The sequence below is a fragment of the Streptococcus hillyeri genome (genome assembly GCF_003686955.1).
Taxonomy (GTDB): domain Bacteria; phylum Bacillota; class Bacilli; order Lactobacillales; family Streptococcaceae; genus Streptococcus; species Streptococcus hillyeri.
In genome coordinates this window covers 27,032-53,951 of sequence record NZ_RCVM01000013.1, presented here as the reverse complement: position 1 = coordinate 53,951, position 26,920 = coordinate 27,032, and the positions used below count along the sequence as shown (strand labels likewise).

General features: G+C 39.6%; 26 protein-coding genes. All 26 read right to left on the bottom strand.

From position 1 onward, the window contains the following. Nucleotides 1-374: 374 nt before the first annotated feature. Entirely contained in the window at nt 375-1,655 is a 1,281-nt protein-coding gene (locus EAF07_RS07215) for an MATE family efflux transporter (protein WP_121835908.1), read from the bottom strand. A gap of 46 nt (nt 1,656-1,701) precedes the next feature. Continuing rightward, nucleotides 1,702-3,042: a sensor histidine kinase gene (locus EAF07_RS07210; protein ID WP_121835907.1), complete on the bottom strand. Its 1,341-nt coding sequence runs from the start codon at nt 3,040-3,042 to the stop codon at nt 1,702-1,704. A gap of 31 nt (nt 3,043-3,073) precedes the next feature. Then, nucleotides 3,074-3,265, bottom strand: a complete 192-nt coding sequence (locus tag EAF07_RS07205) for a hypothetical protein (RefSeq protein WP_142925597.1) — start codon at nt 3,263-3,265, stop codon at nt 3,074-3,076. Between the two features lie 11 nt (nt 3,266-3,276). Continuing rightward, on the bottom strand, nt 3,277-3,801 hold the full coding sequence (locus EAF07_RS07200) for a DUF3278 domain-containing protein (RefSeq protein WP_121835905.1): 525 nt from the start codon (nt 3,799-3,801) through the stop codon (nt 3,277-3,279). A 379-nt stretch (nt 3,802-4,180) separates the two neighbouring features. Then, on the bottom strand, nt 4,181-4,933 hold the full coding sequence (locus tag EAF07_RS07195) for a response regulator transcription factor (protein ID WP_121835904.1): 753 nt from the start codon (nt 4,931-4,933) through the stop codon (nt 4,181-4,183). Nucleotides 4,934-4,936: 3 nt separating this feature from the next. Then, nucleotides 4,937-6,424 (bottom strand): threonine synthase, encoded by a 1,488-nt coding sequence (gene thrC / locus EAF07_RS07190; RefSeq protein WP_121835903.1) that lies wholly within the window; start codon nt 6,422-6,424, stop codon nt 4,937-4,939. A gap of 360 nt (nt 6,425-6,784) precedes the next feature. Next, on the bottom strand, nt 6,785-7,801 hold the full coding sequence (adhP, locus tag EAF07_RS07185) for an alcohol dehydrogenase AdhP (RefSeq protein WP_121835902.1): 1,017 nt from the start codon (nt 7,799-7,801) through the stop codon (nt 6,785-6,787). Nucleotides 7,802-8,106: 305 nt separating this feature from the next. Continuing rightward, a complete protein-coding gene (adhE, locus tag EAF07_RS07180) occupies nt 8,107-10,755 on the bottom strand; it encodes a bifunctional acetaldehyde-CoA/alcohol dehydrogenase (RefSeq protein ID WP_121835901.1) in 2,649 nt (882 codons plus the stop codon). A 410-nt stretch (nt 10,756-11,165) separates the two neighbouring features. Next, nucleotides 11,166-11,633 (bottom strand): 8-oxo-dGTP diphosphatase, encoded by a 468-nt coding sequence (locus EAF07_RS07175; protein ID WP_121835900.1) that lies wholly within the window; start codon nt 11,631-11,633, stop codon nt 11,166-11,168. Between the two features lie 8 nt (nt 11,634-11,641). Then, entirely contained in the window at nt 11,642-12,262 is a 621-nt protein-coding gene (locus EAF07_RS07170) for a V-type ATP synthase subunit D (protein WP_121835899.1), read from the bottom strand. Nucleotides 12,263-12,265: 3 nt separating this feature from the next. Then, nucleotides 12,266-13,651 carry a V-type ATP synthase subunit B gene (locus EAF07_RS07165; protein WP_121835898.1) on the bottom strand — a complete coding sequence of 462 codons (1,386 nt, stop codon included), beginning with the start codon at nt 13,649-13,651 and terminating at the stop codon, nt 12,266-12,268. Next, nucleotides 13,638-15,422: a V-type ATP synthase subunit A gene (locus EAF07_RS07160; protein WP_121835897.1), complete on the bottom strand. Its 1,785-nt coding sequence runs from the start codon at nt 15,420-15,422 to the stop codon at nt 13,638-13,640. The genes EAF07_RS07165 and EAF07_RS07160 overlap by 14 nt, the downstream gene beginning before the upstream one ends. A gap of 38 nt (nt 15,423-15,460) precedes the next feature. Beyond that, the gene (locus EAF07_RS07155; protein ID WP_121835896.1) at nt 15,461-15,772 is read right to left on the bottom strand and encodes a V-type ATP synthase subunit F; all 312 of its coding nucleotides are present in this window, start codon (nt 15,770-15,772) and stop codon (nt 15,461-15,463) included. Then, nucleotides 15,762-16,745 (bottom strand): V-type ATPase subunit, encoded by a 984-nt coding sequence (locus EAF07_RS07150; RefSeq protein ID WP_121835895.1) that lies wholly within the window; start codon nt 16,743-16,745, stop codon nt 15,762-15,764. The genes EAF07_RS07155 and EAF07_RS07150 overlap by 11 nt, the downstream gene beginning before the upstream one ends. A gap of 13 nt (nt 16,746-16,758) precedes the next feature. Continuing rightward, nucleotides 16,759-17,310 carry a hypothetical protein gene (locus EAF07_RS07145; protein ID WP_121835894.1) on the bottom strand — a complete coding sequence of 184 codons (552 nt, stop codon included), beginning with the start codon at nt 17,308-17,310 and terminating at the stop codon, nt 16,759-16,761. Between the two features lie 13 nt (nt 17,311-17,323). Further along, the gene (locus EAF07_RS07140; RefSeq protein ID WP_121835893.1) at nt 17,324-17,797 is read right to left on the bottom strand and encodes a V-type ATP synthase subunit K; all 474 of its coding nucleotides are present in this window, start codon (nt 17,795-17,797) and stop codon (nt 17,324-17,326) included. A 4-nt stretch (nt 17,798-17,801) separates the two neighbouring features. Beyond that, nucleotides 17,802-19,733, bottom strand: coding sequence for a V-type ATP synthase subunit I (locus EAF07_RS07135; protein ID WP_121835892.1), 1,932 nt, complete (start codon nt 19,731-19,733; stop codon nt 17,802-17,804). After that, complete coding sequence (locus EAF07_RS07130; protein WP_121835891.1) at nt 19,720-20,043, bottom strand: hypothetical protein; 324 nt, start codon at nt 20,041-20,043, stop codon at nt 19,720-19,722. Before EAF07_RS07130 ends, EAF07_RS07135 begins: the two co-directional genes overlap by 14 nt. Nucleotides 20,044-20,676: 633 nt before the next feature. Next, nucleotides 20,677-21,003 (bottom strand): hypothetical protein, encoded by a 327-nt coding sequence (locus tag EAF07_RS07120; protein ID WP_121835889.1) that lies wholly within the window; start codon nt 21,001-21,003, stop codon nt 20,677-20,679. Beyond that, complete coding sequence (locus EAF07_RS07115; RefSeq protein WP_121835888.1) at nt 21,000-21,761, bottom strand: hypothetical protein; 762 nt, start codon at nt 21,759-21,761, stop codon at nt 21,000-21,002. The genes EAF07_RS07120 and EAF07_RS07115 overlap by 4 nt, the downstream gene beginning before the upstream one ends. Beyond that, entirely contained in the window at nt 21,743-22,066 is a 324-nt protein-coding gene (locus tag EAF07_RS07110) for a hypothetical protein (RefSeq protein ID WP_121835887.1), read from the bottom strand. The genes EAF07_RS07115 and EAF07_RS07110 overlap by 19 nt, the downstream gene beginning before the upstream one ends. Before the next feature lie 8 nt (nt 22,067-22,074). Further along, nucleotides 22,075-22,398, bottom strand: a complete 324-nt coding sequence (locus tag EAF07_RS07105; protein ID WP_121835886.1) for a PadR family transcriptional regulator — start codon at nt 22,396-22,398, stop codon at nt 22,075-22,077. Nucleotides 22,399-22,677: 279 nt separating this feature from the next. After that, the gene (locus tag EAF07_RS07100) at nt 22,678-23,640 is read right to left on the bottom strand and encodes an oxidoreductase (RefSeq protein WP_121835885.1); all 963 of its coding nucleotides are present in this window, start codon (nt 23,638-23,640) and stop codon (nt 22,678-22,680) included. 471 nt (nt 23,641-24,111) lie between these two features. Next, entirely contained in the window at nt 24,112-25,113 is a 1,002-nt protein-coding gene (gene ruvB, locus EAF07_RS07095; protein ID WP_121835884.1) for a Holliday junction branch migration DNA helicase RuvB, read from the bottom strand. A gap of 266 nt (nt 25,114-25,379) precedes the next feature. Next, nucleotides 25,380-25,610: a hypothetical protein gene (locus EAF07_RS07090; protein WP_121835883.1), complete on the bottom strand. Its 231-nt coding sequence runs from the start codon at nt 25,608-25,610 to the stop codon at nt 25,380-25,382. A 255-nt stretch (nt 25,611-25,865) separates the two neighbouring features. Continuing rightward, nucleotides 25,866-26,780 (bottom strand): helix-turn-helix domain-containing protein, encoded by a 915-nt coding sequence (locus EAF07_RS07085; protein WP_121835882.1) that lies wholly within the window; start codon nt 26,778-26,780, stop codon nt 25,866-25,868. Nucleotides 26,781-26,920 lie beyond the last annotated feature (140 nt).

Here is a 26,920-nt window from a genome sequence, read left to right as displayed (position 1 = left end):
AACAGTAATCAAGAAATTTAAAAGGTCTTCCATAACAAAATCCTCCACTTTTATTATAGCGAAGGATTTTGAATTCATCCATGAAAGTCTTTTCTGTAAGCCATATTTTCTTCATGCGTTTGTCGTGTCAGTTAGTGTCAAATGTTTACTTTTTGGTGTATAATAGTTTTGCATCTCAGAATCTTTCTAATTGTTGTTGTGGTGATTACAATTATATCTCTCTGAGATGTTTTTTGATACCCTTAGGTGGCTAACTTCATTTTAGAACTTTCCATTTTTTAACCTTGCTCTCACTTCTCTTAAAAAGTCAGAATTATCTTCGAAAATTTTCGTGTGATTTGTTCAAATGTATTAAACTGAACTCATCGTTTTAATCAATTTTTCGAGTGTTCGTTTTGATATCCCTGTCTTCTATAGATATAACTTAATACTAGCCATCTAAAGAGATTGTCCAAAATCGTTGCTATCCAGATACCCACAAATCCCTGATGTAGTACAATAACGATTAGATAGGCAAATAAGACTCTGACACACCACATTCCTATAGTTGTGGCATAGAATGGGAGTTTGGCATTTCCTACTCCTTGCCAGACTGCTGTATAGACTAAAGTCCCTGCAGTAGCCGTTGTTCCTAGAAACGACGCTAGTAATACTAACTCACTGGTTTCTGAGGCACTGCTATTTTCCGTAAAAAATGCAATAAGAGTTGGCCCAAACACTAGGACTAAACCACTTACCAACAGCATAAGGATCAAAGCTAGGACATAGGATGTCCTTATCAATTGTTTTCTATCTGCGTCAGATAATGTTCCTATCAAAATAACAACAGCTGTTGCAATCGAAACACCTGGTAGATAGTTAAACTGAGTAAGGGTTTCTCCAATTGCATTTCCAGATACTACTATCGTTCCTAAGGGGATAATAATCGAAAGAACGACAATATCTCCTGCCCTCATCATCAAGCGCTCCCCTGCCGCTGGTAGGCTTAAGCTCAGTAATTCTCTATTGATTCCCCAAGACCAAGGCTGAGCAGACCAGAGAGTTGGAAGCTGTTTAGTGATAATTATAATCCCTATAAAACGCGATAGAACCGTCGCTAGTGCAACACCAGTAATTCCAAAATCCCAAACAAATACCGATAAAGCTGATAAAAGAGCATTTAAAATATTCGTTGTCAAGCTAACATACATCGGTATTCTGGGATTTCCTTGAGAACGCAGGATAGCTCCAAGACTAGTCAGCAAACCTAAACTAATTGCCCCACCCCCAACAATAGCAAAATACCGATTCGCAGCTAAAAGAACCTCTCCCTTGACACCTAATAACGGCCAGATAAAATGACTTCCAAATATAGCTAAGATACCAAGAAAACCGCTAAGCAAAACGGTCAATATAACTGCCTGCCTTTGATAGAAAAGTAGTTTTTTAGAATCTCTTCTATTACGGGCAATCAGACTTGAGATCGCTGTTCCTAATGCGATAAAAAGGGCTTGGTAAATTGCTAGTAAATTGGTAGCTACCGATACCCCCGAGATAGCAATAAGACCAAGCTGAGCTATTAAATAACTATCAACAACTCCCATAAGGGTTTGGAGAATATTTTCCGCCATCGCTGGTAAAGCAATGGAGAGGATTTTTTTGGAATACTTGAACATTCTTCTATTATATAGAAAAAAACACTGAGAAAGCAACTCTCAGTGTTTAGGAATTCACCTCCAAACGTTGTTTGAAACGGTAAGCATCACTCTTTGTGTTCAATGATATTTGAGGATACCTATCCAAAATGCCTCTTACTTTAAATAAACCTAGCCCTCGATTTTCTCCTTTGGTCGAATAACCTTTATCAAACACCTTAGTAATGGAAATTTTTTCCTCTGCTGTGCTATTTTCAATAATGAGATGATAGGTACCGTTCTCCATAAAATAGGCCAGTATCAACTCAGGAGAGTCACTCACTTTAGCTGCTTCAATCGCATTTTCTAGGAATACCGATAACAACGTAATGTAATCTAATAAATCCATTGGTGGTTCATCAATCATCTCTTCTACTTCTACCGTTACAGCAATGCCTTCATACTGGGCTTCTCTTAATTTAGCAGAAATCACACTTTTAATAGCGGTATTAGCTATGCGTGAAAGGTTGCCAATTTCATATTTTTCTTGGTAGAAAGACTTCCCTGTATCCGCCAAGACACTGGTATAAATAGACTCAACCATTTCCATATCCTTATCCTCAATAGCACTGGATAGGCTACTTAAAATCGTCACATAGTCATGTCTAAAACTACGAATTTCTTGATACAACTGTTCAATATGCCGACTATAATCTGATAAGGAACGCAACTGGTGTTCATAACGGTCACGCGATTCTTTTTCTTGGTTGATACGGATGCGATAACTCAGTGACAGCATCGCTGCGATATACATCACACAACAAATCACTGCTATCTGCTCTGCAATGTGAAAAGCCAATTGCTCTGAAATCGTTACTGATAGTGTGAGACCTGCTTCAACCATGCCTTGTATCATGCCTAGCACAAATAGGCTAATAACTGTCGAAGACCAGTAAAATACCGTCAATATATTAATCGGTACTAATAGCTTGTCTAATAAGGCTTGCGAGGTGTAACGCCTAATCAAGGCATAATCAATATTCAACCATTTCGTTAATCCTTTGAATAACGCAAAGACCAACACGTAGCTCAATAGCGCAAACCAATCCTTATAGGAATTAACTATTGCTTCTCCGAAAAGCATTTTGAAATAAACCTCTAGGCTAATCTGAAAGAGACAAATCATCGTGTAAGGAGTGGCAGCATAGAAGAATCGCCGTGTCTTTGTTTCAAAAGGGAGCTTTTGGCGAACCAAGAGCCAGCAGTAACCAAAAACAAGTAACAGGGCAAAATCGTCAAAAATATACCAGATAGGAACTAGAAAGATGCTCTGTTGCCAGGTTATTGTAATCCCACTAATTGCTTTTAGCAGGTAGTTCAAACCAATAATCTGCATGGCAATAAGTAAGAGGTGTAAAACAATGTCCATATGTCTCCTTTGCTATTAGTCACCCACCACCCTATTTATGAAAATAGCGATAAAGTTCTCTGCCAAACTCATTGCCAACTTCATAAATTTTTGGCCACCATTCTGATATAAACCACATGATAGCTAAGAAAAACAAAATCCCAACGGTATAACGTAAAAACCAAGGTAGGTGATTAAAGCTAACTTCAATTTGTTTATCAATTCTTCTTATTAATTGTAACATATCCATTTTTCCTATTCTTTGATTACTTTAATTTTTCGACGATTACTGAAGAAGGCTATCATAAATATAATCGGTGTGTACAGCACCATAACGCCCGGCACAGCGATTTTCCAATAAACCTCAAAAGTGGTTCCAGCTTCTTGTGGAATCCCTGATTGCCAGAGCCAAACAGTTGTTAAAAGGAGAACAATAACATAAAACAGGGCCATTCTCAGTGTTTTACGAAACATTTTACGACGAGCCTCTTTCAGCTGAGAAGGAACTACTGTAAGCTTGTCCCAACCTAATTTTCGGGCAGTAGTCGCTTGATAGGCTAACGGATACCCAACAGCTATCAGATATGCCCAACTGGTTAAGTCAGTATAAAATAGCATAGATAATAAGAAACCTCCGATTAAGACTGTTATCATAAAAGGATAAACTTCTGATGACAATTTCTGAATCTCTAGCTCATGGTCAGTCGTAAAATCTCCTTCAATCCCGTAGAACCATTTCAAAAAACGATAATAGATCTTTGATTGGTATTCTTTTTTCATATTATTTACCTCCTAAACTTTATGGTCCAAGTATAACAAAAACCAGTTCTTGACTGGCTACCTTTCCCTAAACGGTCTTTTTTTCACCCTGAATGGTTGATTTATACTCATCCAAAATCAAAATTAGCATTTTAGAACCTCTAATACTTTTGATGGACTACCAAACGAAGTGAGGCTAAAATGTTTCTTTCGATATAGTGGTATTCATATCGAGAGTTTACCCTCGATATGAACGGATTTTTTGAGACCTAGGCTCAAAAAATAGCAATGAAACTCCGTAGGAGGTTGCTTGCGTCCGCACTTTTAAGAAAGAAACAAAAAGTAATTTTTGATTTTTGTTAAGTATTAACAGATAACTAAAAGGCTGAGAGTATGCTTCTCAACCTTTCTTAGTACTGCTTTCTAAAATGCGCTGTTTCAGCCCCTTCATCTTGAGACGTGACACCAGACAGGTCTCCTTATCTGGAAAGACGGCTACATTGTCCTTATAGTTCAACGCTAAAATATTTTCTGGGTTGACCACATAGGAGCGATGGCTCTGATAAAGTCGTTTATCTAAGGCGATGATATCTGACAGTTTTCCATAAAATTCTAAACGCTCTGTCTTTGTCCGAAGATTGATTTTATGGGATTTTTCCGAGGTCTCAAAATAAAAAATATCACGAAAGGGTACCTGAATATGAGCGTAAGCTGTTTTGAATAGAAAAATATCCTCCTGAGGAACCCCTGTTAACTGCTCAAGAACGTATGAAACAACCTCTTCCAAACATTCGGTCAGCTCTGCATCATTTTGCCCCTTATCAATAAAATCCAAGGCTGACACCTTATAGCGATAGGTCAAGGTTAGAAATTCAGAATGAGTCGTCACAAATACAATATGTGCTAACGGATCCAAGGCTCTAATTTCTTTAGCCAAATCAAGTCCTTTGCGTAACTCATCCTTAATTTCAATATCTAGCAAAAAGAGTTGATGACTACCCTTTTCAGAAATACTGTCTAATAGCTGACTAGGTTTTTCAAAAACATTCAGATGTCTTGCCTTGATACCTCTATTCGTTAAAATTCCCGCTACAATTTTTTCCAAACGAAACTGTTGTTGTAGATTATCTTCAAGAATAAAGATATTTAACATGCTCTACACCAAGCCTAGATAGCTTTCCACAGCTTTTTGCATGTCTGCTGTCGCAACGACTGTTTTGTGACGAACGTCAGCTGTTTCAAGACCATTTACCGCTGAAGGAATAGCAACAGTAGATAGGTCATGTAATTCTTGAACCGCTGTGAAATCATCACCTGAATCTTCCCCTGTCACAGCCTCAACAGCCACACGTGGGAATTTATATGGGCTAGCCGTTGACGCAATAACAGTTGGCGTTTTATCTCCTGTTTTGGCAACATAAGCTTGATATACTGCAGATGCTACGGCTGTATGAGGATCTTCGATGTACTTACTTTCTTCATACACACGTTTAATCTCAGCAACTGTCTCTTCTTCAGTCGCATAACCTGCTGCAAAGAGGTCAAGAATAGACTGATCAACATCCAAGAGCGTGTATTCTCCTGCTGTCGTCAAACTTTCCATTAAAGCCTTAGTTTTCGCTGCGCTATTGCCCACCAAATGGAAAATGAGGCGCTCTAAGTTTGACGATACCAAAATATCCATTGACGGACTTGTTGTCACTTTAAAGTCACGTTTTTTGTCGTAAGTCCCTGTTGCAAAGAAGTCTGTTAGAACCTTGTTTTCATTTGAGGCACAGATGAGTTTCCCAACTGGGACACCGATTTCACGCGCATAGTAGGCCGCTAAGATATTCCCAAAGTTACCAGTTGGCACCGTAATGTTAATCTTATCGCCGTTAGAAATATGCCCCGCCTTAACCATTTGTGCATAAGCATAAACATAATAAACGACTTGAGGTACCAAGCGACCAACGTTCATTGAGTTAGCTGATGAAAATTGCGCCTTGTTAGCTAAGAGTTTTTCACGCAAATCAGCGTCATTAAACATGCGTTTCACATCGGTCTGAGCATCATCAAAGTTTCCATCAATGGCAACCACATGCGTATTGGCACCTGTCTGTGTGGTCATCTGCAATTCTTGGATTTTTGACACGCCGTCTTTTGGATAAAAGACAATAATATCTGTTCCAGGGACATCAGCAAAGCCTGCCATAGCAGCCTTACCAGTATCTCCAGACGTCGCTGTTAAAATAACGATTTTATTGTCAACACCTTGTTTTTTAGCTGATGTCGTCAATAAATAAGGGAGAATTGACAGAGCCATATCCTTGAAGGCAATCGTTGAGCCGTGGAAAAGTTCCAAGTTGTACTGGTTCCCTAATTTAACAATAGGAGCGATAGCTGGCGTATCAAATTTGTCATCGTAGGCTGATGTGATACAGTGGTCAAGCTCTTCTTCCGTGAAATCATCTAAGAAAGCTGACAAAACGATTTTAGCAACCTCTTGATAAGACGCCTCTTTTAGTTGTTCAAAATCAAGAGCTACCTTAGGCATATTCACAGGGGTAAACAAACCACCATCTGTTGCTAAACCTTGTAAAATAGCCTGACTAGCTGTGACAGTATTTTTTTCATCTCGAGTTGATTGGTAAACTAGGGTCATGGGATATCCTCATTTTTTGATAATCTTTTATCTATTATAGCACAATGTTCAGAAAATTTACACAACTGACCATCTTGAACAGGACAAACGCATGAAACAGTTATTTCCGAATTATAGTACAGTTTAAAGTAGATACTCTCAATGCTTTTCCTATAGCAAAACAGCTCAATAATAAAACGTATTTTTGAAAAAGCCGAAAATTGAAATACAAAAAACTTTGCTTTCTTGCTAAAAATCTTTCATGCGATTGTCGTGCATCTTGAAAATCTTATCACTTTCCATCGGTCAAATCCTGCACTCAAAACCATAAACAAAGAGGTTGGCACCCCAACCTCTTCTTTTGCATGACTCTAATACTAATTATTTACTGAAGTCAAGTACTTTACGTCCTTGAATTTTACCTTCTTCCATTTCTTGGAAAACTTGAGGAGCACTATCAACTGGCACAGTTTCAACTACTGGTACCACCAAACCTTGCGCACCAAAATCAAAAGCTTCTTCCAAATCTTTACGTGTTCCCACAAGTGATCCAACAACCTTGATACCATCAAGAACTGTTTTCACGATTGACAACTCCATGTATTCTGATGGCAATCCAACAGCAACAACCGTACCACCAGCACGGACACTATCAACAGCTTGGTTAAAGGCTACTTTAGAAACTGCTGTTACAACAACACCATGGCAACCACCCGTTTTTTCTTGAATATAAGCTGCAACATCTTCAACTTCTTTACCGTTAACGATTAAATCAGCACCTACTTCTTTTGCTAGTTCAAGTTTGTCTTGATTGATATCAACTGCTACAACACGGGCGTTGAAAACTTTTTTCGCATATTGAACAGCTAGGTTTCCAAGACCACCAGCACCATAGATAGCAATCCATTGACCTGGTGCCGCACCAGCTTCTTTGATAGCTTTGTAAGTAGTAACACCTGCACAAGTGATTGATGAAGCTTGCGCTGGATCAAGTCCTTCTGGAACTTTAACCGCATAATCAGCTGTCACAACAGCATACTCACTCATCCCACCATCAACTGAGTAACCAGCATTTTTTACAGAACGGCAAAGTGTTTCACGACCTGTCGTACAATATTCACAGTGACCACAACCTTCAAAGAACCAAGCAATTGAGACACGGTCACCAACTTGAAGAGAGGTTACCCCTTCACCAAGTTCTGTCACGATACCGATACCTTCGTGACCAAGAATGCGGCCTGGTACTTGACCAAAATCACCGTGAGCCACATGGAGGTCTGTGTGACAAACACCACAATACTCTACCTTGACTAGGGCTTCACCATGACCAACTTTTGGAAGTTCATGGTCAACAACTTCAACACCTGTGCTTGCTTGATTTACTACTACTGCTTTCATAAAAGCCTCCAAATAATATTTTTTCGATTTTGAAATCGTTTACATATAAATTGTAAGCCATTTCACAAAAAATGTCAAGGTAATTTTCAAAGTTTTTTCTGAAAATATATTTAACCAGTTATATATTTCCTTAAAAGATTTATTGGACAACGCCATATCCCCACCAAAACAAAATGATGCAGATAAAACTGGAAGTCTTAGAGGGGATTAGAACTGACCTATCTTTTATTCCATTTACCCTAGTAACATCCAAACACTATAAAAAGCGGCCTTTCAGCCGCTCATTTGCTTAACATAAAATCTTATTATTTACGACGTCCTGGACGTTCTTCGTAACCATAGTAAGCATCTTCAATGATTTCTTGCATGTGGTCAACCATTGGAAGACGTGGGTTAGCTGGTGAACATTGGTCTTCGTAGGCAAGAAGTGCAAGTTCACGAGAGTATTCTTTTAATTCTTTCTCATCAATACCTTGGTCACGCAAGTTCATCTTAATGCCGAGGCGACATCCAAGATCATAAACTGCTTTAGCATAGGCATCAACAGCTTCTTCTGGTGTTGATGATGGTAAACCTAGCATTCTTGCAATGTCTTGGTATTTTTCATCCGCACGGTAGTAGTTGTACTTAGGCCATGTCGCTGTTTTAGCTGGGCGAGTACCATTGTAACGAATGACATATGGCAACAAGATAGCATTGGTACGACCATGCACCGTATGGAAGCGCGCACCAATTTTGTGAGCCATTGAGTGTGAAATACCAAGGAAGGCATTCGCAAAGGCCATACCTGCCATTGTTGAAGCATTATGCATTTTCTCACGAGACTCAAAATCAGCATCTTTTACTGATTTTTCAAGATAATCAAAGACAATCTTAATCGCTTGTAGAGCAAGACCATCTGTAAAGTCATTAGCCATCTGTGACACATAAGCTTCCGTTGCGTGTGTCAAGACGTCCATACCAGTATCTGCCGCAACAAAGTCTGGAACTGTCATTACAAGCGCCGGGTCAACAATTGCCACTGTAGGTGTCAATGAATAGTCAGCAATTGGGTACTTACGGTTGTTTGCTTTGTCTGAAATAACCGCAAATGGTGTCACTTCTGAACCTGTACCTGAAGTTGTTGGAATGGCGATAAATTTCGTTTTCTTACCAAGTTCTGGGAATTTGAAGGCACGTTTACGGATATCCATGAATTTTTGAACCAAGTCATGGAAGTCCACTTCTGGTTGTTCATAGAAGAGCCACATCACTTTGGCAGCGTCCATTGGTGACCCACCACCAAGCGCAATAATAGTATCTGGCTTGAATTGACGCATCAATTCTGTCCCTTTTTGAACTGTTGTAATATCTGGATCTGGTTCTACTTCTGCAAAGATTTGATAAGTTACATGGTTACGACGAAGGTGCAATTGCTCAAGGATACGATCTAAGAAGCCAAGTTCTACCATTGATTTATCTGTAACAATCATGACACGTTCAACGTCACGACATTTTTGAAGGTATTGGATAGAGTCACGTTCGAAGTATGTTTTTGAAGGAACTTTAAACCATTGCATATTATTTCTACGTCTTCCTACTTTTTTGATGTTCAAGAGATTGACAGCGCTAACGTTATCACCAACTGAGTTGCGACCGTATGATCCACAACCTAATGTCAATGATGGCAAGAAGGCATTGTAAACGTCACCGATACCACCAAACGTAGATGGCGAATTCCAGATGACACGGATAGCACGAACGCGTGTTCCAAATTCTTTTGCAAGGGCTTCATCATTAGTATGAATAGCTGCTGAGTGACCGAGACCGTGGAATTCAACCATTTGACGCGCTTTTTCAAGACCGTCTTCTGTTGATTCAGATTTCAATACTGCAATAACTGGTGACAGTTTTTCACGAGTCAATGGCTCTTTCTCACCTACTTCAGCGCACTCTGCTGCTAAAATATTTGTTCCTTCTGGAACGGTGAATCCTGCTTGCTCTGCAATCCATGCTGCTGGTTTACCAACAATGTCTGGATTCAATTTCGCACCAGCACAGTTTTTACTGTTAGCTTTCACCCCAAAGCAGAATTCTTCAAGGAGCGCTTTTTCTTTTTTATTCACAAAGTAAGTGTGGTAAGATTTGAACTCTGCTACAAAGTCATCATAGACTTCTTTATCAATAATAACGGCTTGCTCAGAGGCACAAACCATACCGTTATCAAACGATTTAGACATGACAATATCGTGAGCTGCTTGACGGATATTCGCTGACTTTTCAACATAGGCAGGGACATTACCAGCACCTACCCCAAGTGCAGGTTTACCACATGAGTAAGCTGCTTTAACCATAGCATTACCACCAGTCGCGAGGATTGTTGCAATACCGTCGTGGTTCATCAACGCATTTGTTGCTTCAAGTGATGGTTTTTCAATCCATTGGACACAGTTTTCAGGAGCTCCAGCTGCAATAGCCGCGTCACGTACAATTTGCGCTGCATGAGCAGATGATTCTTGAGCTGATGGGTGGAAAGCAAAAACGATTGGATTACGTGTTTTCAAAGCAATCAGTGATTTGAAAATAGCAGTTGATGTAGGGTTAGTTGTTGGCGTGATTCCACAAACAACTCCCACAGGTTCTGCAATCAAGGTCAATCCAGTAACATCATCTTCTTCAATGATACCAACTGTTTTTTGATGACGCATATTATTTACAACGTGTTCACATGCAAACAAATTTTTAGTTGCTTTATCTTCAAAAACACCACGTCCTGTTTCACGAACCGCATGGTCAGCAAGAATACCATGTGCATCTAAAGCAGCTACTGAGGCTTTGGCAACGATGTAGTCCACTTGTTCTTGATCAAGTTTACGGAACTCTTCAAGGGCTACTAGACCTTTTTTAACAAGTTCATCAACGTGAGCTTGTGCTACTGCTAATTTTTCTTCAGGGGTTACTGTTTTTCCCGCCATGTTGTCTCCTTTTTTAAAAAACTTTGTTAAGTTTTTCACATTTGTGATATGGTTTTATTATAGCATATATTTTAAGTTTGTAAATAGTTTCACAATAATTTTTTGATGTTTTTTCAAAAATCTGTTGTTTTTTGCAGCAAGCGTTTTCATTACTGGGCTTTCTTAGCATTATATCTAAACCTATTTTGCGTTATAGTTTTTTTCTGGGTAAACCTTAGGATTCCACTATGGCAAAAGAAGCGTTTTATCCTCGCTATGTTCATTAACCCACTACCTCACGATAATCAGGCTCGGGAATCGCTATTGGGTTCACCGGTAGCAGATACCCACAGAAGACATTCACTTCAGATATAAGACATCTTCCCATCTTACCAAAAAAGACCAAGTACCTCTGTACTCAGTCCTATTTTTTAATAAAAGCGTTTCACCCAGTCTCCGTTTTCCTTTTCGGGTGGGTAATAAAATTCTGAAAGATTCTCTTCGTCAAAGAGACGGAGCATCGCCAGTATATCATAAGCAAGGTCTAGCTGAGGCAACTCCTGACGAGAAATCCACGCGACTTCTCCTTCTTCAGAAGACTGTAACTCTCCTGAATAGTGACTTGCCTTGTAGCAAAAGACTAAATAGCGCTCGTCGTTTTGAGTCTGCCAGTGCTTCACACCAACAAGTTTAGGCTGACTAATCGTCAATCCAGTCTCTTCAAAAATCTCTCTGATGACTGCATCATGAAGACTCTCCTGATGTTCAACATGTCCGCCAGGCAAAGACCAGCCGCTCCAGCGATAACGGTTAGGATCTCGCCGTTGCATGACAAGGTTGCCTTGACCATCCTCAATCAAGCACATGTTTGTGATAATCGCTTGCTCCCTTCTTGGCATAACACTCCTTACTGAATATCTTTAACTTTCATCATACGGATAATGTTACTCCGTTCATTTTCTTCCAGCTTCATCTGGATGTAATCAATCGTCTCTTTCAGCTGAGGAATAATCATGTGTTCCAAGGCATTAACCCGACGACGCGTCTTTTCGATTTCATCTGCTAAGAGTTGACAGGTTTTTTCAATCTCTGTCAATTCTAACAAGTCTTGACTGATGGTTTGGAAAGTATCAATGGCATCATCCATTTCACTATTGGAGTTTAAGAAACCGTATTGGAACTCACTTGCCTTCTCAGGTAACTGGACGTGTAGCTGAGGAACATTCACGGACATGATATTCTTCTGATCAATCTGTAAGTTGACAGCCTGTGTTGGCAAAGCAAACGATTCCTCGATGAAACTTTCTGACAAGGTTGACTTGGCAAGGACGAAAGCCTGCATCGCACGCGTCAAGCGTTCTTCAACTGACTGACGCAACAGGTTATTTTGCTTGATCAAGTCAATAAAGCGACGCATCAATTCATCTTGCTTATCCTTGAGTAATTTGTGACCACGGGTAGAGGTTTTCAATCGTTTTTTCAAGACTGACAACTCCATACGAGTCGGTTTTACATTAAGTCTTGCCATAGACTAGCCCTCCGTTTTTGGAAGGTATTCGTCCAGCATATCGTCCTTAATCCGTTTCAACTCCGTTCGTGGCAAGATTGACAAGAGTTCCCAACCTAGGGTTAAACTATCAATGATGCTACGGTTGGTATAGAAGCCTTGGTTAATGTATTCTTCCTCAAAACGGGTCGTGAATTTCACATATAATTTATCCGTTTCAGAGAGAGCTGATTCCCCAAGCACCACTGCCAATTCCTTAACCTGTTTCCCTTGGGCATAGGCCGCAAAGAGTTGGTTCATGGTTGCTGCATGGTCAGCACGTGTCTTGCCTTCACCAGTTCCTTTATCTTTCAAACGAGAAAGAGATGGCAACACATTGATTGGTGGTTTGTAACCAGCATTGTACAAATCACGCGCCAAGATAATCTGACCTTCTGTGATATAACCAGTCAAGTCAGGAATTGGGTGAGTGATATCATCCTCTGGCATGGTCAAAATTGGAATCTGAGTCACAGATCCTTTTTTACCAACCAAACGTCCTGCACGCTCGTAAAGCGTTGACAAGTTAGTATAAAGGTAACCTGGGTAACCACGACGACCTGGAACCTCACGACGAGCTGCTGAGACCTCACGAAGGGCTTCACAGTAGTTCGTCATGTCTGTCATGATAACCAAAACGTGCATGTCCTTTTCGTAAGCCAAATACTCAGCTGTTGTCAAAGCCATTTTCGGTGTGGCAATACGCTCAATCGCTGGGTCATTGGCCAAGTTGATAAACATGACTGAACGCTCAATGGCACCTGTCTTACGGAAATCTTCCATGAAGTACTCGGCTTCCTCAAAGGTAATCCCCATTGCTGCAAAGACAACGGCAAATTTCTCATCTGAATTAAGTACCGTTGCTTGACGGGCAATCTGCGCCGCCAATTCCTTGTGAGGCAGACCTGAACCAGAGAACACTGGCAATTTCTGACCACGCACCAGCGTGTTCAAATGGTCAATAGCAGAAATACCTGTTTGGATAAATTCATCTGGATAGTCACGACGAATTGGGTTAATGGCTTGACCATTGATATCAAGGCTTTGCTCCGCCAAAATCTCTGGACCACCATCTTTCACTTTACCCATCCCATCAAAGACACGCCCAAGCATATCCTCTGACACCGCAAGTTCTAGCGGTTTTCCACGGAAACGAACTTTCGTATCACGCAAGTTAATTCCTGCAGCACTTTCAAAGAGCTGCACAACAGCCTTATCTTCTTGAACTTCCAAGACCTGACCACGACGGGTTGAACCATCTTGAATTTGAATGTCAACCAGTTCATCAAACTTGATACCCTCGACACCTTCGACCATCATCAGAGGGCCGACAACTTCACTGACCGTTTTGTATTCTTTAATCATTGGCAGTCATTCCTCCTTTCCCAACGATAGCTTTAAGCTCTTCTGGGATTGACAATAGCAGAGCTTCTAACTGATCAAGGTCTTTTTCAGCAACATACTTGGCACGCGCAATGCGGTCACGCAAGGCAACTGTCCCTGATAAAATTTCATTGTAGTAGGCACCTAGCTCTAACGCTTTACGCGCTTCTTTTTCAAAATTACTAATCAAGTCAAGCATGAGTGACTGTTTCGCGTATGATGTAAAGGTATCTATCTCATCAAAGGCATTTTGTTGAAGGTAATCTTCACGGATCATACGAGCAATCAACATGGTAATCTTGTCTTTATCTGATAACGAATCAAGACCAACCAAACGCACGATTTCTTCCAATTCTGACTCTTCTTGAAGAGTTTTCATGGCATGCGTCACTTTTTCAGACCAGTTTGTTCCAAGCTTCTCATCAAGATACTCACCAATTTCATCTGAATAAAGCGAGTAAGATGACAACCAGTTCATTGATGGGAAATGACGTTTTTGTGCCAAGAGAGCGTCCAAGCCCCAGAACACTTTAACGATACGAAGCGTATTTTGCGTAACAGGCTCGGAAATATCCCCCCCTGGAGGTGATACCGCACCGATAGCCGTCACAGACCCTTCACGCCCTGTGCTACCAAGTGAAATCACTTTACCTGCACGTTCATAGTATTCCGCAATACGGCTACCAAGATAGGCAGGGTACCCTTCGTCACCAGGCATTTCTTCCAAACGTCCTGACATTTCACGAAGCGCTTCTGCCCAACGAGAAGTTGAGTCAGCCATGATTGCCACATTGTAGCCCATATCACGGAAGTATTCTGCAATGGTAATACCTGTATAAATAGATGCTTCACGTGCCGCTACGGGCATATTAGACGTGTTTGCAATCAAAATGGTACGGTTCATCAACGACTGACCTGTATTTGGGTCAATCAATTCTGGGAACTCATTCAGAACGTCTGTCATTTCATTTCCACGTTCCCCACAACCAACGTAAACCACGATGTCCACGTCAGACCATTTCGCCACTTGGTGTTGCACAACGGTTTTACCAGCACCGAACGGACCAGGTACCGCAGCAGCACCACCCTTAGCAACTGGGAAGAAAGTGTCAATAACACGTTGACCAGTCAACATCGGCTCTTTTGGATTTAATTTTTGAGCAAATGGACGACCACGACGAACTGGCCATTTTTGCATCAAGGTAAAGCTTTCCTCACCAGTCGCTGTTTCAAGGACATAAACCGTATCGTTGAGAGTATAGTCACCTTCTTCAATAGACTTAATAACTCCTTCTTTACCAAAAGGTACCATGATACGATGCTCAATAACAGAAGTTTCTTGAACCGTTCCGACAATATCACCAGCAACTACCTTGTCACCAACAGCTACTGCAGGGGTGAAGTGCCATACCTTTTGACGGCTCAATGGTTTAATCTCAACACCACGCAAAAGGAAGTCACTGTTTGTTTCCTCATGGTAAGTATCTAGAGGGCGTTGAATCCCATCAAACATCTGAGAGAGGATACCTGGACCCAACTCTACAGAAAGGGCTTCACCAGTTGTCACAACTGGTTCACCAGGACCAATACCTGATGTTTCTTCATAAACCTGAATAGATGCGACATCTTTACGCATCTCAATAATTTCACCGATAAGGCCGATTGTCCCAACCTTACAGATATCTTGAATATTAGCATCTTCCATGCCACTAGCCATAACCAGTGGACCAGATACTTTTATAATTGTTCCAGTTTTCACACGAGCTCCTTTCATAAGATCTTTTCGTGTTTTATCTTCTAGAGAATATTTTGCCCAATGGCTTTTTCGACATTATCCTGAATATTTTGCATGCCAAGACCTAGGCTCCCCTTGTAGTTAGGAATTAGAATAACCGCCGGCACTGCCTGACTGCGGTAGCGCTCTAACGTTTCAGGGATTTCTTGAGCAAGACTCTCTGTCACATAGATAATACCATAGTCGTCCTGCGCAAGCTGATCAATCGTTTGACGAGCCACCTGACTCGTTTTGGCATCAAAAATCTCAAAGCCAATCATTTTGAAAGGTAGGATTGAGTCCTTATCACCGACAACAGCAATCTTATAAGTCATAAATTGGTCTCATCCTTTCTCTTAACATGGATTGGTCAAAGTCATTCACCTTACCTGTTAAAATCAAGCGCAGGTTTTTAACTTCCATCTCTTTATAATATTGATAAGCTAGTAAGGGTAAATAGCCAAAGGCTTCAAAACGAGCATCGTCTAAATAGGCATGAGACACACGATCACGTGCTAACTCTAGCGATAAATTTAAGTTTCCATTTTGATCAATCATACCTGTTAAAGCACTAGCATAGGCTGTCTCATTCAACAAGTTAAGAATCTCTTCATACCGATTGGCTTGCGCTAGCCCAATAAGTTCTAGTTGATTAAGTTGACCTTCGTTTGACAAAACGGTCATCAGAAAGGCTCGCGACAGCTTTTTATCCCGTAAACGGAAAATACAATTCAAATTATAAAGGTCCACCCAAGCCTGAACCATATTCAGAATAGTTGAATCGTTTAAACTTCTTGCAACAGCTACTAAATGCTTAAAGTAACGACGGTCAAGAAGGACATCGACACTTTCTAGGCGTCCATACTCACGATAATCTTGACAGGTATCTTGCACCGCTTGTACCAAAACTTCTGGTAAGGTTTCAGATTGTTCTGTCTTGACTAGATTTTTCAACTCATCAATAGGATATGCTCCCATGGGTAAGAGGAGGTCTGTTAACTCCAAACCTGCCAAATGATTTTTTAAAAGCACTTTTAGATTATGATAAGTATAAATCAGTGCAAAAATCTGAGCTACTGGGGCATCTTCAACTTGTTCTGTCACAAATTCAGCCGTTTTAGCCAACTCTGTCATTAATAGTGGTTCAAAATCCTCAGTAAGATCATGGTAATGAGTTGATTTCAACAGTTGCTGAGCTTGAACGAAGTCCTTAGCCTTTAGAAGACTTTCAAAGGTATCTCGACTCAATAAGTCCTTTTCACGAATACGGACAGCCGTATTGATACTTGCATAGTCAATATCTAGCATAGCAACCTCCTTGCTATCCAAGTTGACGTGACAAACGTCCCATCATGTCTTGGGTCAAATCAGTTAAAAGGGCACGGAAAAGATAATTGTAACGCACACCATCAGCTTCAAGAACAAAACCTGCTTCGTTTGGAATACTTTCTGAATCTAAACTCACATGAGATGGTAAATTCAGGTCATGTTGACTCTGTTCACCTAGCTGTAAACGGTAGTGTTTACTTTTATCCAACTGCTCCAAGACACCTTGTAAGAAACCATTAAAAGTTTGGCTATCCCAATTTGCCATGGTTTGATAGGCCTTGTCAAACAAACTACGCAACTGCTCTTGTCGATTTGAAAGAATGGTATTACGGCTTTTATTGTCAATACCTTGCAAGGCCGTTGCCGTCTCTAAAGCAAATTTACTATCTAGCTTTGCTTTTTCTGCTCTTTCTTTTTCAGAAATAGCCATTAAACCTGCTTCTAGTCTAGCCTTCTCATCAGCTGTTGCTTTTTCTAATAAAAGCGACAATTCTTCCTCTTTACGAGCTAAAATATTAGCTGTAAATTCCTGTAATTCTGCCATAAGCGCCACCCGCTTAGACAAGAATCATGATGGCAATAACGAGACCAAGGATGGCATACATCTCAACCATACCTGCGTAGATAGCACCTTTCATAAAGTGTTCTTCGTTTTTAGCCAAAATTTGAATACCAGTCGTAGCAACACGGCCTTGGGCAATTGCTGATGTTAATCCAGTGAATCCCATTGTGAAGCCTGCTGCCAAAAGCTTCGCACCAAGTTGGAAATCAATCTCGCTTCCTAATTTCAAGAAAATCATCAATGAGATGATCATGCCGTAAAAACCTTGTGTACCTGGCAACAATTGTAAAATCAATGATTTACCAAATTTTTCTGGTTGTTCTTTTGCAAGTGCAGCTGCTGCTTCACCTGTCATACCAACACCTTTAGCTGATCCAGTTCCTGCAAAAATCATTGAAATCGCCATACCTGTTACAGCCATAAGGACACCACCGTTAGCTGATGTCAAAAATTCTAAAAATGCTTTCATGTTATTATTTCTCCATTTTTCTAGTTTTTAAATCTGTGTATTTTTCGTAAGTTTTTAGTGGTTTAAAAGCACGCCCACCACCTTCATAGAATTTGCCAAAAAATTCAACAAATTGAAGACGGATCGCATGAACATAAGCTCCCAGTAGTGACATCCCTAGGTTTAGTGCCTGTAAAGCAAGAATTAAGGGAATACCGACTGAAAAACGTGCCAGAGGCGGTAATAAGCCAACAACCATGTTAAAGGAAGAAGCAATACTTGCACCTGACACACAAAGTGCCATCAAACGTGTGTAACTAGCCACATCACCAATATAAGAGGTTGCCCCATATAATTTATAAAGACCTGAGCCAAGACCTAGGAATTTATTTTTTGCACCTGCTGCAGTACCTAAAACAATAAGCACAGCATTGACAATAAGCACCCATTTCCCAACTTCACCAAGAATAGCCTGTCCAGTTACTGATTGTAAAACAAGTAAGATAACACCTACTAGTAATCCTAACCAACCAATACCATCTGAAACAGCAGCTGGGTAATCTTTTGCCTTAATTTGTAAGCCTGTATTGATGGCTAAACCAAACATCAATTGGATAAATCCAAATACCACTGACAAAATCAAAATCGAAATAACATCTGTCGATGTTGATAAGACGTGGAAAGGTAATTCAATCCCGAAGAAGGAACCAAAGAAAACTCCCCATAAAATGGTTGGGTAAGACAAAATATGAAACAACTTCATATTTTTACGCATCCCTTTGGACTGCTTCATTCTCGTTAGGGCATAACCAGTCCCTAAGAGCATAAGTAACCCATACCCAATATCAGCAACCATCATCCCAAAGAAGACAGCATAGAAAGGAGCCATATATGGAGTAGGGTCAACCTCAGAATACTTAGGCAGACTATACATCTCTGTCAAAAGTTCAAATGGTTCAACTAAAGGATGGTTAGATAATTGCGTTGGTATCTCTTTTTCAGGAACCTCTGTATCGTCAACCAAACTGATGTAAGATCCTGATGGCAGAGTCTCTGCTAAAAGCTCCTTCAAATGAGAAATGTCTTCCTCTCTGACCCAGCCAGATAAACCAACCAGCTCTTGACCAGATGCCAGTAATTGTTCTGCACGAAGACGCTCCTTTTGATTGTAAAGGTCTTCTTCTAAGAACATCAAATCTGCATAATCTTGACTGAGAACCCTTAATTTAGCAGCAACTGCTTTTTGTTCATCCAGTAGCTTTGAACGTTCAATCTTGAAATCTTTCAATTGCTCAGCAGGTAATTTTCCAAAAGGAAAATCAAACTGATCAAAGTGAAGAGTGTCCAAAAACTCCTTGAGCTCATGTTTGGCAGCACGGTTCGCATAGACCACTAAGCCTTGTTCCAAATCATTTTGGAACAAACGCTCCACATAGAAATCATCACGCGCCAAAAGTTGACTTAGCTTTTCTTGATTTGGATCCTCAGGCAAAGTCCCTATGATAGCATAAGTTGCCTTCAATGCTCTGCGATCTTTTTTCAAAAAAGAAAGTGTCTTCCACTTATTGGCAAGCTCGATATTTTCATCCAAATCATCCAGTTGCTTTTGCACCAAACCGGACTTTTGCTGAAGAGCCAGAACTTGCCCTAAAAGGTCACGTTCTTTTACCTCTGTCATTTTTTTGGCAAAAGCTTGCGCAGTTAAATGGAAACGATCACTCCAAATTTTTTTCGGGGTGACAGCTTTCAAATAGGTCTGAGCCTGCGCTACTTGAGCTAATTCTGTTTCAAGGGACTGTATTTGAGTTGTTAACTCACTCAATGTCTTGTCCCCGCAACGCATATCCTCTACCGCAGCCGGCTCAAAAGCTTGAAATTCTTGGACGGATTTTAAAAGTTCACCTCTCGTCTGATAATCCGTCAGAATGAGAAGTTTTTGCATTTTAGATACCGCCATACCGCGTCCTTACCTCCTCTAAAATGCTAGCAATGAGCTCAGCTTCTTTCTGAGCAACCTTGTCTGTTAATCTCGCAACTTCTTCTGAAATCTGTTGCTGAGATGCCGTTTCTTTTTGGGCAATTTCGCCAGTCAACTGAGACTCTTTAGCTTTTTGATATGCTAAAATCGCTTTGCCACTAGCTTCTGCCGCAGCTGCTAAATCTTGGTCTGTCTTATGACTAAGGGCTGAAATTGCCTCCTCATGCTCTCTTAGACGATCTGAAATTTTTCCTTCGACCTCTAAAATAGCTTGTGATGCAAGACTCATAGTCCACCTCCTTAGGAATTATCATAGCACTTTTTTCACAAAAGGTACACTCAAAATTTAATGTGGAAATCACATTTTTCCTTTTCTTCCTATTTACTATTCACTAAAAAAATTTTTTCAATTTAGAAATATTTAAAAAGTACCATTCATTAAAAAACATATAATTAAATAGGAAGAAAGTTGTCTTTTTAAAACGGTGAACATTTTTTAATACTCATCCAAAATCAAAATTAGCATTTTAGAACTTCTAATATTATTGATAGACCACCGAACGAAGTGAGGTTAAAACGTTTCTTTCGCTATAGTGGTATTCTTATTAGTGAAACTGTCCAGTGGACAGTTTTAGCCCAAGCTCAGAAATAAAAAAGCGAGGGTAATTTGCTTGATAAGAACGGACTTTTTGAGACCTAGGCTCAAAAAGTAGCAATGAAACTCCATAGGAGGTTTTGATATTGACTTTGTCAACTCTATTTCCCACCTCAAAAGGTTCCCCAAACCTTTTGAGCGTCCGCACTTTTAAGAAAGAAACAAAAAAGTAATTTTTGATGTTTGTTAAGTATAACGATACGTCCAGATAATAAAAGCTGGAGAAATTCCAGCTTAAACTATGATATCCTTTTGCATGCCCTGACATCACAAATTGAAATAGACTCTTCTTAAGTGCCACATGATTTTTAAATTACGCCAAAAGCGTCTGAGACTAAAGAGTAACAACCCTAGTAAAAAAAAGCCCAGCAACAGCATCCATCTAAAATTATCATCTCGCAATGAAATAGCAACAATTGCCCATGTTGTTAAGCCAACGATACCTGTCATTATCAGAACTGCTAGACAACTTAGCCACCCACCCCAGAAATAAAAGTGACGATATTTAGCTTGCTTGGCTACTTTTTGTTCTGTTACAAAATCCGCAAATTCAAAGACCAACATGCCTAATAGTTCAAAGAAAAATTCAATCATTTGTCACCCTCCTTCTGGTCAAAAAATTCCTGTAAGTTTGCTCGATAAGGCGCTGCTTTTTCCAGCCAACGCTCTCTTAATGGAAAACCACTTGTTGTGAGTCGCCGGACATAAAATACAATAGGAAAAACAACCGCTACCTCAATCGCTGTAAAAATGAGGCTCTCCACCAGCGAATCCTTCAGATAGATAGAAATAACAAAAAATAGAACTATCACTACTCCTAGCAACCAATACCACTTGGCAATGACTTTATCCCGTCGCAAATCCTTTTCCAACTTCTGGTAAAAGCTTTCTGATGAGTTGCCTTTGGCTAAGTGTTTTCGGAAACGTCTCGCATAAATTTTGTGCAATTCTTTTTTTAGTTGATTTGAAAATACTGTCTTCTTAGCAGCTTTCATTTCCTGCTTTAACAGTCTGTCATCTGGATTGTACCATGTTCCAAATTTTCTACGGTTTCGATAGAAAAGAAAGAGTTGATAGGGGAGAATATAAGCCCCCACAAGTCCCAAGGTCCAAAAACGAGGGACAATCCATACAAATTTCCGACCGAAGAAATAAATTCCCACCAGCAAAAAGAGTGTTATAAGGAAAATCACTACATAAAAGAACCCAACTTTCCGATTCCCTTTTTGAATCAGAAAATAATAAAGAAAATGGGCAATAGGAATGATGAGAAGAGTCGCGAGGATACCAAAAAGGTAGGTAGAAAGATTCAAAGATTCAACATTTTGTTCTGTCAACCAATCCCCCGCCATAAAGAAGACTTCCACTCCAAAATCCATTTTCCCCATCGGAAAAAACGATCTGGTAAAGAGGTAAGAAAACGGTGAAGCTTGCGTTGATCAAAATAGGACTGACAAAAAGCTTCAATGTCATCTCCAACAATCTGCTCAATTGGCTTCTTTTCCGCCTGTGCTGTATACAAAACATCGTATAAATTGAGCATGGCATCATTGCATACGTCATCAGGAATTTCTTGAATAGTTGCATACAAATATACTCGATTAAATACCGCCTTGTAAGGATCTGATAACTGCTCTGCTAATTGAAAGAAACTCATAAAACCTCCTATTTCGATTCTAAAATCTGCTCCACACTGGCTACTATGGTCTGAAAATCAGCTTGGAAGCTCTGCAATTTTTCACGACCTTCTGGAGTAATGCTATAATACTTTCGGATAGGACCAAGAGGAGATTTGCCTCTTCGACAAGTGATATAGCCCTGCTTATCCAAACGCGTCAAGACGGGGTAGAGGGTTCCTTCACCAATGCCAGCTAGTCCTGTCTTTTCCAATTCAGACAATATCTCATAACCATAGGTTTCCCCACGCACGATAATCCCCAATACACAGCCCTCTAAAATACCTTTTAGTAATTGCGTGTCAACAGCCATCTCCTCCTCCTTTCTGACTACTTTGTAATACCAAGTAGATTTTATATCCTTATCATAATCCATCTACTTTGTATTGTCAATTAGATAGGATAACTATTTTTATTATTACCCACTTGTTTTTGCTACAATATGTTGCAAGTCTTGTTTACAAAACTTGATGTTTAACTTAAAGATAACTTCCTCATTACAAAAATTTATACCTTTTTATCTAGCAGGAACAATTATCAAAAAACATAGCACTTTTTTTGAAGCGCTATGTTTTTAATAAATCTTTTAATCCTATCTGACCTGTCCACGTTTGTATGAATTATTATAAACGTTATAATCATGATCATGGAGGATTTCCGCTGCATCTGCTAACCAATTCGTATTACGAATCAGACCTCGTCCAACTGCTGTCACTGGAATTGTGACAACTTCCTTGATTTTTGCTGAAAATCCTGCTTGGTATCCACCGTAAATTGGGATATTCGGTCTGATTGGTAAAAGGCCTCCTGTCGAAATATCAAGCGCTGCAACGCCTAACTCTTCTAACCACTTTGCAATTTGCTGATAATCTTCAAGTGTATTTCTATTTTCATCGTATGATGTTACAGATAGGCGAACCCAGATAGGTTTTGAAAAGACTTTTTTAATCTCTTCAACGATTTCCTTTAAGAAGCGGAAGCGATTTTCCAAAGAACCTCCATAAGCATCTGTACGTTGGTTTGTTATTGGTTCTAAAAATTGGTTAATGAGGTAACCATGAGCCCCGTGAAGCTCAATCATGTCGTATCCTGCTTGGTCGGCACGAATAGCTGACGCAACAAAAGCCCCTTTAATACGCTCGATATCATCACGAGTCATCTCTTGAGGAGCATGGTAGCTATCATCAAAAGGAATGGCACTTGGAGCATAGGGGTTTGGTGCATCCGCAGACTTACGGCCACCATGACCTAACTGAACACCTACCTTAGCTCCAAACGTATGCAGTTCAGTTACTAATGCTGATAATGCGTCCTTTTGCTCATCATTCCAAAGCCCTAAATCATATTTAGTTAGACGTCCATCTGGTTCAACAGCTGTCGCTTCTTGAATGATAAGACCGACACCTCCAATCGCACGCGCTCCGTAGTGAGCATGGTGAAAAGCTGTTGGAAGACCATCTTCTGCTTTAACTTCGTACATACACATTGGCGGCATCACCACACGATTTTTCAGTGATAGACCAGATAATTCAACTGGTGATAATAACATTGACATAGCAATCTCCTTCTCTGTGGATAAGACCAAAAAGATACTTATATTCATTTAAAATCAAAATTAGCAGTTTAAGTCAAATCAAGAACCAATAAATGGCTTGATTTACCAGAGCTTCTTTCGTCATGGTGGTATTCTTATCGAGAGTTTACTCTTGATAAGAACGGACTTTTTGAGACCTAGGCTCAAAAAGTAGCAATGAAACTCCGTAGGAGGTTGGGACACTGACTTCGTTAGCTTTATTTCCCACCTCAAAAGGTTCCCCGAACCTTTTGAGCGTCCGCACCTTTTTAGAAAGAAGTAAAAAAGTAATTTTTGAATTTGGTTAAGTATTACCCTATTCTTGCCGTTATTGTAGCAAAAAATAGCATGATTGTCATAAAAGAAAAATAGCGTAACACTAGGATTACGCTATAAAATCTAGGTAGCAACCTAGCTTTCAAGTATTAGTTATAGATTGGACATTCAGATAAATTAAGATTTTTCCTGATAAGGATATCCCAAATGTTCATAGGCTTTTGCTGTGGCAACCCGTCCTGTCCGTGTCCTCATAATAAACCCTTTTTGAATGAGATAAGGCTCATACATATCTTCTACCGTATCTCGTTCTTCAGCGATATTGACAGAAAGAGTCCCTAGACCAACCGGACCTCCTCCATATGTCTCAATCATGGTACGTAAAATTTTTTGGTCAACGTAATCCAAACCTTCATGGTCAACATCTAACATATTGAGAGCCTTATCGGTCATTTGGTCATCAATTAAACCATCCCCCATAATTTGAGCAAAGTCACGCACGCGTTTTAATAGACGATTAGCTATACGAGGCGTCCCTCGGCTACGTCTAGCCAACTCGATTGCGGCCTCATGCGTAATTTCCGCCTCAAAAATATCGGCCGTACGTTCTACTATTTCCGCCAAATCATCCAGCTCATAATACTCCATATGACCACTAATCCCAAAGCGAGCACGCAAAGGGTTGGAAAGCATCCCCGCCCGAGTCGTCGCCCCAATTAGCGTGAACGGCGGCAAATCAAGGTGAACACTTCGGCTAGTCTCGCCAGAACCGATCATGATGTCGATGTAAAAATCTTCCATGGCACTGTAAAGCACTTCTTCAACCGCCATCGGCATCCGGTGGATTTCATCAATAAAAAGGACATCCCCAGGCTCAAGATCATTAAGAATGGCCACCAAATCGCCAGCCTTCTCAATAATTGGACCCGAAGTTTGCTTGAGATTAACACCAAGTTCATTGGCAATCACGAAAGCCATCGTCGTCTTACCAAGACCAGGAGGACCAAAAAGCAAGACATGATCCAGCGCCTCATCACGCAACTTAGCAGCCTCAATAAAGATTGAAAGCTGGTCTTTAACCTTATCCTGACCGATGTATTCCCTAAAATATTGCGGGCGAAGCGTGCGCTCAACAGTAGCTTCATCACCCATTGTTTCTGCATCTAAAAATCTAGTCATAACAGTATTTTATCACTTCGGTAGTTAAAAATAAAGGCAGAGCATTGGCACAAAAAAGACTCTTATTTGATTGATATCGACATTTAGTGTTTATGGAGTCACTACTATAATTTTTCCAAACTATATTCTACCAATAATCAAAATAGAAGTTCTTCTGAAAGGTCAGCTCTATCATTCAATCATAAAAGAACCACTTACAAGGAATCAGGTCAAAGAAGCATTCTAATTCCTTATAAATGGCTCTTTTCAAAAAATTTTAGACAAATTTAGCCAATCGTCTTAATGCTAAAATGTCTGCTCATACGCTTCTTATCAAGTTGTCCCAAACGATAGTCAACACTTCTATCCCAAACCGTTACATCACGTAAAGAAGAATTTCCTCTCACACACTTTGTTTCACGAGATTTTAACAGAACCACCTCTTCAGTGAGCGTATCAGGTGACGAAATCCAAATGAGCTGTGGAATAAAGGTTTTGTTGGTAATCATAAGTTGCATGTTTGTTCTCCTTGTAAAATATTGATAATATGTTGAATCATTGTTTATCTCTACAATCCTTCCCACCAATTAGATTCCCCTAACTTTTGCAAAACACAAGCCAATAAAGGTAAAATTAGTAGATAGTAATAATAGATTTTTTTCATTTGTAAATTGCTCCTCATGAATATTATTTTTTATTTACAAATGTTATTCTACAGTATCAACCAAAGAAGTAACATGACAAAAATGTCATATTGCAAATTAAGCTTAAATTTACATCTCCTCACCGATATTCTTCTTCCACTCATCTTTTAATTTTTTGACTAAATACAAATCACTAGTCATCTCTGCAAAAAGAATAGCGTGCGCATAAAATTCTTCAGCACTATTTTTATCATCTAAATAAGATAAACTGTATTTCCAACGATACATATAATAAAGTGGCATTCGTTGGAAATCCTGACTTTTTAAAATAAGGTGATATAACTCATCTAAATAATCCTCCAATTGTGCATAGTCTCCTTTTTTGACCAATACCGAGCAGATTATAAGATAAATTTTATTTAAGAAAAATAAATCCTCAACATTTAAATATGATCCTTGATTCCTTAAATTTTGAATAAATTGATTATAAGTGACCTCATCATAAAATTCTACATCAAAATTTTCAACAAGCACACAAATCAGATAAAGATCAATTAAAGCCATATCATTAATACCATAAAATTTTTTCTTTTTTACTTGTTCAAAATAATCCTCTAGAATACTTGATCCGAACTCTTTATTGCCACTATTAAAAACTTCAAATCTTGCTTGTACAATATCAACTAACACTTGTTCAGCTTCTGGCAACTTATCATAATATTCCTCAAAAATCTCATCAAATTGCTCTTCGCGAACTTTTAAGCGCTCTTCGTCTAGATAAGTGGGAGTTCTTAATATCAGGTACTTTAACTCCTTATATCTCTTGGGCAATTCTAAGTTTTCTCCATCTGTGAGACTTCCTACAGTTACTCCTAGTTGTTGAGCAATGTATTCTACTTTAGCTAGCGTTGGAATAGACTGCCCACTTTCAATACGCGCTAATTGCCGAATAGACAACTCGGTTTCATCGCCACAAAACTCTTCTCGAGTAATATGCAAACCTTCACGTAAATCTCTTACTTTTTGACCACAACCATTTAGCATTTCACGCTCTCCACATATTTATTATCTACATTGTATCAAATTTCAGAATGTTTTTTTCAATAATAAGCAGAATTTATGTAATCTTATGGTTATCTTAAGATTATCTTAATGTTTCAATAGTAATTTACGAACATTATATA